This window comes from Litorerythrobacter xanthomarinus (genome assembly GCF_046254955.1).
Lineage (GTDB): Bacteria > Pseudomonadota > Alphaproteobacteria > Sphingomonadales > Sphingomonadaceae > Qipengyuania_C.
Genome location: NZ_JBJXRG010000001.1, coordinates 590,972 through 604,300, shown reverse-complemented (window position 1 = coordinate 604,300; position 13,329 = coordinate 590,972). Strand labels below are relative to the sequence as shown.

Sequence of the window (13,329 nt, the reverse complement as noted above, 5' to 3'; positions counted from 1 at the left end):
GCGGGACTCCGCGTCAAGAAAGCCCGTCAATTGCGGCCCAGCGTGTCCAATTGAGCACACGCGCGTTGTCTTCGGTCATTCCGCCCAAGGCTATCACCGGGACCGGCGATTTTTGCGCAAGAAGCCTGAAACGGGCCGCGCCCAGCGATGCATCATTTTCGTGAGAAAATGTTGAAAAGACGGGAGAAAGCAGCACCGCGTCGGCTCCGAAGCGCTCTGCCTCGCCGATTTCGCGCAGGTTGTGAGCAGTCGCCAGTTGGAGCAGGTCACGGCGACGCGGATAGAGCGAGCGCGCGGCGCCGTAGATTCCGTCGGCGCCCCATTCGCGGGCGGTAAGGGCACTATCGGCAAGGATGACGAGATGATCGCGTGAGCGGGCGATCCTGCGAAGCGACTGAAATCGCTCCCATCGCTCGGGATCGTTCAGGTGGTAATGCCTGTAAATGAAGCCCGAACCGCGCGGCAATCGGCCAAGTGCCTGCTCCAGCATGGCATCATTGCGCTCATCGGAAACCAGCCAGATGTCTGGCAAAAGATCGGAGATGGCCTGTATATCCTTCACGCTGACGCTATAGCGGCGCGCAATGAATGATACAGCCACGCCATCGGAAGAAGTGACCGGGAACATCGCGCGAGCCTGTAAGATCGCGCGCCGTGATATCGACGAGGTCACGCTGATTGCTGTCAGCAAGACGCATCCCGCTGGAGCAATTGAACCACTGCTCGAACAGGGCCACCGCGTCTTTGGTGAAAACCGTGTGCAGGAAGCACAAGACAAGTGGCCGAAGCTGAGCGAGCGCTATCCGGATTCCGAGCTACACCTGATCGGCCAGCTGCAGTCCAACAAGGCGGATGATGCGGTCGCGCTGTTCGATTGCATTCATGCGCTCGACCGGCCGAGCCTTGTCAAGGCGCTTGCCAAGGCGATGGACAAGCAGGGCACGCAGGTGCCCTGTTTTGTCCAAGTGAATATCGGCGAAGAAGATCAAAAAGGCGGATGTTTGCCTGCCGAGCTTCCCGCGCTTCTAAAACAAGTCCGAAGCGCCGATATCCCCCTCGCGGGCCTTATGTGTATCCCGCCTTTCGAGATCGAGCCCGCGCCCTTCTTCGCGTTTCTTAGGAAGCTCGCCGATGACAATGGGGTTGCTGGACTCAGCATGGGGATGAGCAGCGACTACGAAACCGCGATCATGCTCGGCGCGACGCACATCCGCGTCGGAACTGCGCTGTTTGGCCAGCGTTCCGCGCCGAAATAGTGCTGGAATTTACGCTTCTTCGAGCTCTGCCTGTCGTTCGTCGCTTGCCGAGCCGAGCAGTGCCGCTTCGATCTTTGCCAACCGCGTTTTCGATTCGACTTTCCCGCCGGTCAGGTCGGTGACGTAGAAGGTGTCGGCTGCGCGCTCGCCGTAATTGGTAATATGCGCCGAATGGACCACCAGCTGGCTTTCGAACAGCGTCCGGGCGAGCCGGTTGAGCAGCGCAGGACGATCGCGCGCGTTGACTTCGATCACCGTGAAACGGTTCGACGCCTTGTTGTCGAAGACCACGCGGGGGCGCACATCGAAGGCCTTGGAGCGGCTGCGCGGCAATGGGCGCTGGGCGAGCTTCGGCACCAATTCGATCCGGTTCGCCAATGCATCGCCGATCGACTGCTCCAGCCTCTCCAGCTGTCGCTCTTCGCGGAACGGCTTGCCCAGCGGATCCTGCACGAGGAAATTGTCCACCGCATATCCTGTTTTTGAGGTGTGGATGCGCGCATCGATGATATTGCCGCCGGCCAGGTGGATCCCGCCCGCAATGCGGTAAAACAAGCCGGGGTGGTCGGCTGCGATAACGCTAACCAGAGTGGCGCCGCGCGCTTCGTAGAATTCGCAATGGATCGAAAGGTGATCCTCGATTTCGCGAGCGAGCTTGTACTGCACGAGGTTGCGCACGATCACGTCTTCGGGCTCGGCGACCCAGTATGAATCGTCAAGCAATGTGCCGCATTCTTCAACCAGATCGGCCTGCTCGCCAAGCAACTCGCGAACCGCATCTTTCTTGGCGGCAACGCGGTGCTCGCGGCCTTGGCGCACGTGGCCCAGCCGCAAGCGCTCCTGCGCAGCGTCATAGAGCTCGCCGAGCAATTGACCTTTCCAGCTATTCCAGACGCCCGGCCCAACAGCGCGGATATCGACTGCGGTTAGGATCATGAGATTGCGCAGTCGTTCCTGGCTTTGGACCACACCGACGAAGTCTTCGATGGTCTTGGGATCGGTCAGGTCGCGTTTGAAAGCGGTAGCGCTCATCAGGAGATGTTGCCTCACCAGCCAGGCGACGAGATCGGTCTCGTTATCGTTGAGCCCGAAACGCGGGCACAGTTCTTCTGCCACTTCGCCGCCAAGCACCGAATGATCGCCGCCGCGGCCCTTGGCAATATCGTGTAGCAGCACCGCGACATAGATCGCCCTGCGCGAGGCGAGCCGCTGAATCATCCGCGTCGATCGCGGATGGTCCTGCTTGTGTTCGCCCTTCTCGATCTGGTTGAGCAGACCAATCGCGCGGATGGTGTGCTCATCGACAGTATAATGGTGATACATGTCGAACTGCATTTGCGCATTGACCCGCGCAAAATCAGGCACGAAGCGCCCGAAGACTCCCGTCTCGTTCATCCAGCGCAGCACCATCTCGGGATTATTGCGTCCGCTCAGCAATTCGAGGAACAAGGCATTGGCGCGCGGATCCTCGCGCACCTTGTTGCGTATCAGCCCGCTATCGCGGTCAGCTTGCCGCATGGTTTCAGGATGGATTTCGAGCCCTTCCGCTTCGGCGAGCTGGAAGATTTCGATCAGCCGCACTGGGTCATGTCTGAACCAGTCATCGGATGGCGCGGCGATCTTGCCGCCAAACACCTTGTATCCCTTGAGTATCCTAGGACGAGCGTTGAAGCCTGCCAAGAGGCCGGTGCGCCGCCGCCGTTTGGCGAATGTTTCGTCAATATGCGAGAGGAACACGCCAGTCAGGCTGCCGACGCGTTTCGCCTGGAGGAAATAATACTGCATGAAGCGTTCGACCGAACTTTTCCCTGGTCGATCTGCGAAACTCATCCGTTCGGCGACCTGCGGCTGGAGATCAAAGGTGAGGCGATCTTCGGCCCGGCCCGTGATCAGGTGCATATGGCTGCGCACGGCCAGGAGGAAACCTTCCGCGCGCCGGAATCCGCGATATTCGGCTGCTGTCAGCAGGCCGACATCGACCAGTTCGGAAGCGCTGCGCACCTGGTGGATATACTTACCGATCCAGTAGAGCGTTTGGAGATCCCGCAGGCCCCCTTTGCCATCTTTGATATTGGGTTCGACAACATAGCGGCTGTCGCCCATGCGCTTGTGCCGCGCATCGCGCTCGGCCAGCTTATCGGCGACGAACTCGCGTTCGGTTCCGGCGACCACTTCGGCTAGGAAACGGCGTGCTGCCTCGTCGTAAAGATCCTGATCGCCCCAGACATAGCGCCCTTCGAGCATTGCCGTACGGATCGTCACGTCATCGCGCGAAAGGCGTAGCATGTCTTCGATCGTGCGGCTGGAATGGCCCACGGTGAGCCCCATATCCCATAGCAGATAGAGCATGGTCTCGATGACCTGTTCGCACCATGGGACGCGTTTACCGGGGGTGATGAAGGAGATGTCGACGTCCGAATGCGGCGCCATCTCGGCGCGCCCGTAACCGCCCACAGCCATCATCGCAAGGCGCTCTCCGCTAGAGCGATTGCCGGGCGGATAGACATGCTCGATCGTGTGGTCGTAAATCAGCCGGACCAGCTGGTCGATCAGGAAGGCGAGACCCGCAGTGACTTCGTGGCCGGCTGATGGCTTCTCGGCCAAACGCCGGGCCATTTCCTCGCGGCCGTTTTCCAGCGCGTCGCGCAGCAAGGCGACGATTGCCTTGCGTGATTTTTCACCGCCGTCTGCCCATGCGCGAGCGATCGATTCGGCAACTGCGCGCCGATCGATGATTTCTCGCTGGTTCGGAATGCGCGATGCGATCAGGCCGCCTCCATCTTCGCAGAATATTCCTGCTTGACCGTGCGCTTATCGACTTTCTGCGTGCCGAGACGGGGAAGGGCGCTGTCGCTCTGCCAGATATACTGCGGGATCTTGAAGGGCGCGATGTGCTCCTTCAGGAAATCGCGCAATGCGTCGGGCGACAGGCTGGCGCCTTCGCGGGTGAAATATACTGTGGCGGGAATTTCACCGAGTCGCTCGTCGGGCAGTCCAAAAACAGTGCATTCGGCAACATCGGGATGCGCGTAGATAGCTTCTTCCACCTCGATGCATGAGATGTTCTCGCCGCCGCGGATGATGATGTCCTTCTTGCGGTCGACAATGTAGAGATAATTGTCTTCGTCAAGGTAACCGAGGTCGCCTGTGCGGAAGTACGCGTCATCGGTGAACGCGTCCGCAGTTGCTTCCTCGTTGCGCCAGTATCCGTTGAAGTTGCAGGCAGAGCGAATGCAGACTTCGCCCACCTTGCCTGATTCCAGCGCGTTCCCATCGTCGTCGAGGATGGCCATATCGACCAGCGGCTTGGACGGCATCCCGGTGGAACCGGGCTTGGCCATGTAGTTCTCGTTGAGGTTGCCGGCACCCACGCCATTGGTCTCTGTGAGGCCGTAACCCAGCACGGGAAATCCTTCGGGGAAGGCATCCTTGATTTTCTTGACATGCTCGGGCGGCCTTGGCGCGCCTCCGGCAGCGAAGGTGCGGCAAGCCGAAAGATCGAACTTGCCGAGATCCGGGTGGTTGGCCATCTCCCAGCTCATCAGCGGGACGCCAACGAAATAGGTGACCTTCTCTTCGTCGAGCAGCCGCAGCGCTTCGCCCGCATCCCATTTCGGCATCAAAACCAGCTTGCGGCCCATGGCGAGGCTTTGCAGGAACAGCGGCACTTCACCGGTGACGTGGAACAGGGGTACGGTGACCAGCGCGCTCGGCTGGACGTCAGGCATTTCGCCGCGCTCGGTGAACAGCTGGACCAGCATGGCGGTCTGGGCGACGTAGTTCATCACTCCGCTGACGACGCCCAAGTGGTCAGAATAGGCACCCTTCGGATTGCCCGTCGAGCCTGAAGTGTAGAGGATCGTTGCAAGGTCTTCCGGGCCAAGTTCGCCCAGCATCGTCAAGGCCGTCGGACCTTCCGCCCAATATTCCGAAAGGCCATCGGCCAGATCGCCATCATGATCGAATACGATAACCTTGGCCGCGTGATCCTGGCCTTCGAGCCGCGCCGCACGCTGTTCGTCGGCCAGCACCAGCGAGCACTCGCACAGGTTAATGCCGTAAGCGAGTTCTTCACCGGTCCACCAGCCGTTGAGCAGCGTTGCGCAACCGCCCGCCATCAGCGTTCCCATGTAGGATACGATCCAGGCGGTGGAGTTGCGCGCCGCGATCCCTACCCGTTCGCCTTTCTTGAGGCCTTGCTTGCTGGCCAGTCCGTGCGCGACCCGAACTGCCGCGTCATAGACTTCGCCAAAGGTCATACGCTTGTCGCCGTCGACAAGGAAAAGCGTATCTTTGTGCTGATTGCAGAAATGCGCGAAATAATGCGCGAGGCTGGGGGGCGCATTCTTGAAGGCGGGCATCTCGACGCCGCGACGGGTTACCGGCACAGTCTCGAACATCTGCCCAGGGGCTGTGACCGCGGCGGTGATACGTTCGATGTCATTGTCGAGTTCGGTGGGCATGGTCGGTTTAAATCCTCTCAAATTCACTGCGGACGCGGTCCATCCACGTTCGCGCATGCAATGGGATGCTGCGCAGGCTTTCCCCAAAACTCCTGCTATGCCAAAAGCCTGCACGAAGGTGGTCGCGCAAGCGCCGATAACTACTAAGGGGTTCGACACTTGCTGTCACTACTACTCGCCCAAACTGCTTCGGATCCGATCCTGTGGGAGAATCTGGGGCTCAGGCCGGGCATCGATCTCGGTTTCTTCACGCTCAGGTTCTACGCGCTGGCTTATCTAGGCGGGATTATCCTGGGTTATTGGCATCTGACCAAGATGATCGAAGCGCCAGGCGCGCCGATGGCCAAACGCCATGCCGAAGACCTCTTCTTCTACTGCACGTTGGGCATCATCCTTGGCGGGCGGCTGGGCTATTCGATCTTTTATATGCCGAGCCTGTGGGAGAACCCGCTCGATGTCCTCAAGACATGGGAGGGCGGGATGAGCTTCCATGGCGGGGTGATCGGCGTTCTGGTGGCAATCACCTGGGTATGCTGGCGCAACAAGCTCTCATTCCTGCGCGTGTGCGACTATATTTCTGTCAATGTCGCCTTCGGTATGTTGTTCGGAAGATTGGCGAATTTCATCAATGGCGAGCTTTGGGGCCGGCCCGTCGAAAGCGACGTGCCTTGGGCCATGGTGTTCCCGGGCGGCGGCGAAATCGCGCGCCATCCCAGCCAGCTTTACCAAGCGGGATTTGAGGGGCTGGCGCTTGTCATAATCATGTTGCTGTTGTTCTGGAAAACGCGCGCACGCTTCCGCCCCGGCTTGCTGGTGGCGGTCTTCACCATCGGCATGGGCCTCGCCCGCTTCGTCAATGAATTCTTCCGCGAGCCTGATGCGCACTTGGTCGAATTCGCGCGCGAGACGGGTCTTTCTATGGGTCAATGGCTCTCGATCCCGATGATCATTGTGGGGCTGGTCGTGGTAGTCATCGCGCTGCGCCAGAAACCGCTTGCGAGCGGCGCGGGATCAAGCGGCACTGCTGTACCGGCTCCCGCCAGCAATTCATGAGCCGCGATCCGGCGGAGCGTTTTCGCCGCCTGATTCGCACCCAGGGTCCTATTTCGGTGGCTCAGTTCATGGGCGAATCGAATGCGCTCTATTATGCCTATCGCGATCCGCTTGGCACGGCGGGAGACTTCATCACTGCGCCCGAAGTCAGCCAGATGTTCGGCGAACTGCTGGGCGCATGGCTGGCGGATATCTGGGCGAGGGCAGGAAAACCCGACAGAGTGGCCTATGTCGAATTGGGGCCGGGACGCGGGACGCTCGCCAGCGATGCGCTGCGCGTGATGCGAGGCGTGGGTCTGGAGTTGGAGGTGCACCTCGTCGAAGGATCGCCTGAACTGCGAAAGCTGCAGGCGAAGGCAGTCCCGCAAGCGCAATTCCATGACGATCTGGCCAGTGTCCCCGACGACATGCCTTTGCTCGTGCTGGCGAACGAATTTTTCGACGCATTGCCGGTACGCCAGCTGGTCAAGGCGCAGGACGGCTGGCGCGAACGCATGATCGGACTGACCGGCGATGCGTTCACTTATGTCGCCGGCGACACTCCGATGGATGCAGCAGTGCCGGACGCGCTGTCTTGCGCGGAAACGGGAACGATCATCGAGACTGGTCCCGCTGCAGCGGCGGTCATGCGCGAACTGGCGGGACGGCTTGCCAGCCACGGTGGCGCGGCACTGGTGATCGATTACGGCTACCTCGCGCCGCAAACTGGATCGACGCTGCAGGCGGTCAAGGCCCACCGGAAGGTCGATCCGTTGTCGCTGCCCGGTGAGGCGGACCTGACCGCGCATGTCGATTTTCATACGCTCGCCGAAGTGGCGCAAGGGGCAGGAGCCAAGGTGATCGGCACGGCAGAGCAAGGCGAGTTTCTCGAGTCCCTCGGGCTGGCGGCGAGGGCCAGCGCGCTTGCCAGGGCCGCGCCCGAAAATCTGGATGATCTCAAGGCAGCGCATCGCAGGCTTGCGCATCCGGAGGAGATGGGATCGCTGTTCAAGGTGCTGGGGCTCGCCGCGCCCGATTGGCCCGATGGCGCGGGGTTCGTCGCCTAAAGTTCGAGCTTGGCCGCAAGTTCCCGCGCAGCCTGGTCGGGCGAAAGCTTGTCCACTTCACGATCGACCGCGAAATTGGCTTCGCGCATCAAGCCGACATCGATGGCGCCGACTAACGGTTGCAGCGCTGCGAGCAGTGACCGATCCTCCGCCGCTTCCGGGCTGACCAGGACAATCGCATCGTAATTCGGAAAGGCGCCGCGTGGGTCTTCGAGCACGGCCAACGCATCTGCGGCGATGCGGCCATCGGACGTATAGGCGCTGATCACGTCCGCCTCGCCTGATCGCAGTGCGTTGTACATGAAGGTGGGCGAGAAATTGCGCGTCTCGCCGAAGCGCAATCCATAAGCGTCACGCACCGCGATCCATTCGGGCCGCTCGAAGAACTCAGGATCGCCGCCGATGGTCAATTGGGGCGCCACGGCGACCAGATCATCGATGCTTTGCAGATTGTAGATGTTGGCCGTGTCGCCGCGTACCGCGAGCCCATAGGCATTTTCGAAGCCGAGCCGCCCGAGCACGTGCGTGCCGCTGGTTTCGAGCTCCCATTGCACGATCTGTTCGTACATTTCATCGCGCGGTGGATTGTCTTCGCGCTTCATCTGGTTGGTCCAGATCGTGCCGGTGTAATCGACCAGCAGGTCGATAGCGCCAGTCGTCACTGCATTATGCGCGACGGCCGATCCCAGCCCGTCGCGATATTCCACTTCATAGCCTGCAGCTTCGAGTTGCTGCCCCATGAGCCGTGCTAGAACATACTGTTCGGAGAACGACTTCGCCCCGATCACCACGCGCTCGTTATTGCTGTGACCATACAAGGCCCAGAGCGCTCCCGCGACGCCCAGCGCGACGGCGGCAAGTCCGCCAAGCCATTGCGGCTTCCGGCGCGCCGCAATGCCTTGCTCGACCATGCCGAGAAGGAAATCGGCGATAATCGCCAAGCCCGCAGAAGCGACACATCCCGCCAGCACCAATGCCCAGTTCTGGGTCTGCAATCCGGCGAAGATCGGATCGCCTAGGCTCGGCTGGCCGATCGTGGTCGAGAGCGTCGCAGCGCCGATGGTCCAGACCGCGGCCGTGCGTATGCCCGCCATGATGAAGGGCGCGCTGAGCGGGGCTTCAACCAGCCGCAGCTTCTGCCAGCTTGTCATGCCCACGCCGTCGGCTGCCTCGAGCACGCCGGGATCAAGATTGGCCTGTGCGGTCACCGCATTGCGCAGGATCGGAAGCAGCGCATAAAGCGCCAATGCCAGCAGGGCTGGAAGGAAGCCGAGCGTCGGCAAGTCCCCGCCGAAAATCACCCGCAGCGAGAGCAGGATCGGGAAGAACAGCGCGAGCAGGGCCAGTGCCGGGATGGTCTGGACCAGGCTGGCAAACCCCAATGCGATCCGCGCGACGGGCGGCGAACGGCTCGCCCATGCAGCCACCGGAAGTGCGACCAAGATCCCCAGCGCCAGGGCGCTGGCCGCCAGCACCACGTGCGCGGCGAGTTTGTCGCCTAGGCCCAACAGATGATCGGTGAAACCGTTCATCTTTCCATTGCCGCCAGCCTGTCCGCTTGCGCTCGCGGCACGGCGACGAGACCTTGCGCGATCTCGCCGCCCGCGCCGTTGATCAGCGCTTCGGGCAGCGCGTCGGCAACGATCCGGCCTTCGGACATCACTAGAACCCGATCGGCCAGCAGCAGCGCTTCGGCCATGTCATGCGTGACCATTATGGTGGTGATACCGAGCCTTTCATGCAGTGCGCGGACCCGCTCGCCCAGTCCGTCGCGGGTGATCGGGTCAAGCGCGCCAAAGGGTTCATCCATCAGCAGGATCTTTGGATCGCCGGCAAGCGCGCGCGCCACGCCGACCCGCTGGCGCTGACCGCCAGATAGCTCATCGGAGAAACGGCTCGCCATCTTAGGCTCAAGGTCCACCAGTTCGAGCAGTTCGGAAACTCGCGCCTCATCGATGGGCTCGCCTGCGAGACGCGGACCAATGGCGACATTTTCCGCCACCGACATATGCGGGAACAGGCCGATACCCTGAAACACATAGCCGACCATGCGCCGCAGCCGTGAGGGCGGCAGGTCAGCTACGTCCGTTTCATCGAGCAGCACCCGGCCCTTGCTCGGCGCGACCAGCCGGTTCACGGTCTTGAGCAGGGTCGATTTGCCCGAACCTGAGGCGCCGACGAGCGCAACGAAGCTGTGTTCGGCGATCGCGCAATCGACGTTATCGACCGCGCGCACCGCGCCAAAGTTTTTCGAGACCTGCTCGAATGTCAGCGAGGATTTTGGATCGGCCATTGATCGCACCATAGGGACAGTGCCGCTGCGGCGCGACCCCCCAGCATTGATGTGGAGTTTGCGGCGCGGGCGAGCCTCGGCTAAGCGCTGGTTCCGCTAGCCACATTGGGCCGCTTTCAAGGAGAGATGATGCGCGCCACCCCCGATTTCGATTTCCAGCTGGGCGAGAGCGCGGAGATGATCCGCGAGAGTATTGGCAGGTTTGCCGACGAGCAGATCGCACCGCTGGCCGAAAAAATCGACCGCGAGGATTACTTCCCGCGTGATGAGCTATGGCAGCAGATGGGCGAGCTGGGCCTGCACGGTATCACCGTCGATCCCGAAGACGGCGGACTGGGCCTCGGCTATCTTGAGCATGTCATTGCGGTCGAGGAAGTCAGCCGCGCCAGCGCCTCGCTGGGCCTGTCATACGGTGCGCATTCGAACCTCTGCATCAATCAGATCCGCCGCTGGGGCAATGACGAGCAGAAGGCGAAGTACCTTCCCGGCCTGATCAGCGGCGACCATGTCGGATCGCTCGCCATGTCCGAAGTTAGCGCCGGATCAGACGTCGTCTCGATGAAGCTCAAGGCCGAGGCGGTCCAGGGCGGCTATCTCCTAAACGGGACCAAGTTCTGGATCACCAATGCGACCTATGCCGATACGCTGGTGGTCTATGCCAAGACCGATGGCCATGCCGGATCGCGCGGGATAACCGCCTTCTTGATCGAGAAGGACATGCCCGGTTTCAGCATCGGCCAGAAGATCGAGAAAGTCGGCATGCGCGGCTCGCCGACGGCGGAGTTGGTGTTCGACGATTGTGTGGTGCCCGAAGACAACATCATGGGGCCATTGAACGGCGGCGTCGGCGTTTTGATGAGCGGGCTGGATTACGAGCGCGTGGTGCTCGCCGGGTTGCAACTCGGCATCATGCAGGCGTGCCTCGACACAGTCATCCCCTACCTGCGGGAACGCAAGCAGTTCGGCAAACCCATCGGAAGCTTCCAGCTGATGCAGGCCAAGGTGGCCGACATGTATGTCGCGCTGCAGACTGCCCGGGCCTACACCTATGCCGTGGCAAAGGCATGCGACGCTGACCAGACGACCCGCTTCGATGCAGCGGGGGTTATTCTCTATGCGAGCGAAAGCGCATTCAAGGTTGCGGCAGAAAGCGTGCAGGCGCTCGGCGGCGCGGGTTACACGCTCGACTGGCCGGTCGAACGCTATATGCGAGATGCGAAGCTGCTCGATATCGGTGCGGGCACCAACGAAATCCGCCGTATGTTGATCGGGCGTGAGCTGATCGGGGCGGCGGGGTGAGCGACTCGGAAAAAGAAGATTGGGCGGATCTGATCAAGGCCCGCATCGGAGCCGATGGACGCTCTCGAGTGGAGATTGCCGCATATCAGATGGAAGATCCGTATGTCTTCGGAAGGTTCCTAGGCGAAGTGGCACTTCATGGCGGTAAGGCGTATTCGACCACATGGTCTTTTGACGAAGACGAAGCGGTCGCGCGCATTTGCCAAGGGTTTAGCGACATGCTGCGACAACAGGACATCTCAATCAATATGGACGAGCCGGGAAGCCTCAACTCATGACCGCACCTGTTCTCACCACCAAGCTAGACCGCGAAGACCCGGCAGCCAAAGCGCGGTTTGCGCATAACAAGGCGCTGGCCGATGAGCTGCGCGCGCGTGTCGCGGAGGCTGCGCTGGGCGGGCCGGAGAAGCATCGTGAACGGCATGTCTCGCGCGGCAAGCTGCTTCCCCGCGAGCGAGTAGAACGTCTGCTCGATCCGGGCAGCCCCTTCCTCGAAGTCGGCCAGCTGGCCGCCAACGGCATGTATGAGGGCGACGTCAACGGCGCCTCGATGATTTGCGGGATCGGGCGCGTCTCAGGCCGGCAGGTGATGATCGTGTGCAACGATCCGACCGTAAAGGGCGGCAGCTATTACCCGATGACGGTCAAGAAGCACCTTCGTGCTCAGGAAATCGCGCAGGAGAACCGCCTGCCGTGCATCTACCTCGTCGATAGCGGCGGGGCGAACCTGCCCTACCAGGCCGAGGTCTTTCCCGATCGCGAGCATTTCGGGCGCATCTTCTTCAATCAGGCGAACATGTCGGCGCTCGGCATCCCGCAGATCGCCTGCGTGATGGGCAGCTGCACCGCCGGCGGGGCTTACGTCCCCGCCATGTCCGACGAGACGGTGATCGTGCGCGAGCAAGCCACCATCTTCCTCGCCGGACCGCCGCTGGTGAAGGCTGCGACGGGCGAGGAAATCAGCGCCGAAGACCTTGGCGGAGGTGACTTGCACGCAAAGAAATCTGGCGTGGTCGATCACCTCGCCGAGAATGACGAGCACGCGCTCACCATCGTGCGCGATATCGTCAGCCATCTTGGCCAGAACCATGCAGCAGCGACGGACATCGGGATACAAGATCCTCGCTCGCCCAAGTTCGATGCCGACGACCTCTACGCGCTGATCCCTGACGATGTCCGCGCACCTTATGACGTGCACGAAGTCATCGCCCGGATCGTCGACGGATCGGAATTCCACGAGTTCAAGCAGCACTACGGAAGCACGCTGGTCTGCGGTTTCGCGCATATCTGGGGCATGCCGGTGGCGATTCTCGCCAACAACGGCGTCCTGTTCAGCGAAAGCGCACAGAAGGGCGCACACTTCATTGAGCTCGCCTGCCAGCGCCGCATCCCGCTGCTGTTCCTGCAGAATATCTCCGGCTTCATGGTCGGCGGGAAGTATGAGGCCGAAGGCATCGCCAAGCATGGCGCCAAGCTGGTTACCGCCGTTGCCACCGCGACCGTGCCCAAGATCACCGTAGTGATCGGCGGCAGCTTCGGCGCGGGCAATTATGGAATGGCCGGCCGCGCCTATTCGCCGCGTTTCCTCTTCACCTGGCCCAATGCGCGCATCAGCGTGATGGGCGGCGAGCAGGCCGCATCGGTGCTCGCCACGGTCCACCGCGATGCGGACAAGTGGAGCGACGAAGAGGCCGAGGCGTTCAAGGCTCCGATCCGCCAGAAATACGAGAACGAGGGCAATCCCTATTACGCCACTGCACGGTTGTGGGACGACGGAGTGATCGATCCGGTGCAGACGCGTGACGTTCTTGGCCTCGCCTTTGCGGCAACGCTCGAAGCCCCGATAGCAGACAGACCGCAATTCGGTGTGTTTAGGATGTAGGCTCGCTTTCTCGAAAGCTTGTGCTAGTCAGGCCCAA

The 13,329-nt window shown here is 61.3% G+C and carries 11 protein-coding genes; 6 read left to right on the top strand and 5 right to left on the bottom strand.

Going from position 1 to position 13,329, the window contains the following annotated elements; genetic code table 11:
• Positions 1–13: 13 nt before the first annotated feature.
• Positions 14–601 carry a thiamine phosphate synthase gene (locus tag ACEWMW_RS03105; protein WP_409412425.1) on the bottom strand — a complete coding sequence of 196 codons (588 nt, stop codon included), beginning with the start codon at positions 599–601 and terminating at the stop codon, positions 14–16.
• On the opposite strand from ACEWMW_RS03105, the gene ACEWMW_RS03100 reads away from it, so the two are divergent.
• Positions 585–1,256: a YggS family pyridoxal phosphate-dependent enzyme gene (locus tag ACEWMW_RS03100; protein ID WP_409412424.1), complete on the top strand. Its 672-nt coding sequence runs from the start codon at positions 585–587 to the stop codon at positions 1,254–1,256. The two genes, ACEWMW_RS03105 and ACEWMW_RS03100, sit on opposite strands and share 17 nt — an antisense overlap.
• A 9-nt stretch (positions 1,257–1,265) precedes the next feature.
• Here the strand turns inward: ACEWMW_RS03100 and ACEWMW_RS03095 are convergent, their stop codons facing one another.
• Positions 1,266–4,025 (bottom strand): [protein-PII] uridylyltransferase, encoded by a 2,760-nt coding sequence (locus ACEWMW_RS03095; RefSeq protein ID WP_409413598.1) that lies wholly within the window; start codon positions 4,023–4,025, stop codon positions 1,266–1,268.
• The gene (locus tag ACEWMW_RS03090) at positions 4,022–5,719 is read right to left on the bottom strand and encodes a class I adenylate-forming enzyme family protein (RefSeq protein ID WP_409412423.1); all 1,698 of its coding nucleotides are present in this window, start codon (positions 5,717–5,719) and stop codon (positions 4,022–4,024) included. The genes ACEWMW_RS03095 and ACEWMW_RS03090 overlap by 4 nt, the downstream gene beginning before the upstream one ends.
• A gap of 162 nt (positions 5,720–5,881) precedes the next feature.
• On the opposite strand from ACEWMW_RS03090, the gene lgt reads away from it, so the two are divergent.
• Both lgt and ACEWMW_RS03080 read left to right on the top strand, forming a co-directional pair.
• Complete coding sequence (gene lgt, locus ACEWMW_RS03085) at positions 5,882–6,772, top strand: prolipoprotein diacylglyceryl transferase (protein ID WP_409413597.1); 891 nt, start codon at positions 5,882–5,884, stop codon at positions 6,770–6,772.
• Complete coding sequence (locus ACEWMW_RS03080; protein WP_409412422.1) at positions 6,769–7,818, top strand: class I SAM-dependent methyltransferase; 1,050 nt, start codon at positions 6,769–6,771, stop codon at positions 7,816–7,818. The genes lgt and ACEWMW_RS03080 overlap by 4 nt, the downstream gene beginning before the upstream one ends.
• On the opposite strand, the gene ACEWMW_RS03075 is transcribed toward ACEWMW_RS03080, so the two are convergent.
• Together ACEWMW_RS03075 and ACEWMW_RS03070 are read right to left on the bottom strand one after the other, a co-directional pair.
• Positions 7,815–9,350 carry an ABC transporter permease/substrate-binding protein gene (locus tag ACEWMW_RS03075; protein WP_409412421.1) on the bottom strand — a complete coding sequence of 512 codons (1,536 nt, stop codon included), beginning with the start codon at positions 9,348–9,350 and terminating at the stop codon, positions 7,815–7,817. The two genes, ACEWMW_RS03080 and ACEWMW_RS03075, sit on opposite strands and share 4 nt — an antisense overlap.
• Positions 9,347–10,111, bottom strand: a complete 765-nt coding sequence (locus ACEWMW_RS03070; protein ID WP_409412420.1) for an ATP-binding cassette domain-containing protein — start codon at positions 10,109–10,111, stop codon at positions 9,347–9,349. The genes ACEWMW_RS03075 and ACEWMW_RS03070 overlap by 4 nt, the downstream gene beginning before the upstream one ends.
• Positions 10,112–10,240: 129 nt before the next feature.
• On the opposite strand from ACEWMW_RS03070, the gene ACEWMW_RS03065 reads away from it, so the two are divergent.
• The 3 genes from ACEWMW_RS03065 to ACEWMW_RS03055 are packed head-to-tail and all read left to right on the top strand — an operon-like array spanning position 10,241 to position 13,292.
• Positions 10,241–11,410, top strand: a complete 1,170-nt coding sequence (locus tag ACEWMW_RS03065) for an isovaleryl-CoA dehydrogenase (protein ID WP_409413596.1) — start codon at positions 10,241–10,243, stop codon at positions 11,408–11,410.
• Complete coding sequence (locus tag ACEWMW_RS03060) at positions 11,407–11,688, top strand: hypothetical protein (protein WP_409412419.1); 282 nt, start codon at positions 11,407–11,409, stop codon at positions 11,686–11,688. Before ACEWMW_RS03065 ends, ACEWMW_RS03060 begins: the two co-directional genes overlap by 4 nt.
• The gene (locus ACEWMW_RS03055) at positions 11,685–13,292 is read left to right on the top strand and encodes a carboxyl transferase domain-containing protein (RefSeq protein ID WP_409412418.1); all 1,608 of its coding nucleotides are present in this window, start codon (positions 11,685–11,687) and stop codon (positions 13,290–13,292) included. The genes ACEWMW_RS03060 and ACEWMW_RS03055 overlap by 4 nt, the downstream gene beginning before the upstream one ends.
• Positions 13,293–13,329 lie beyond the last annotated feature (37 nt).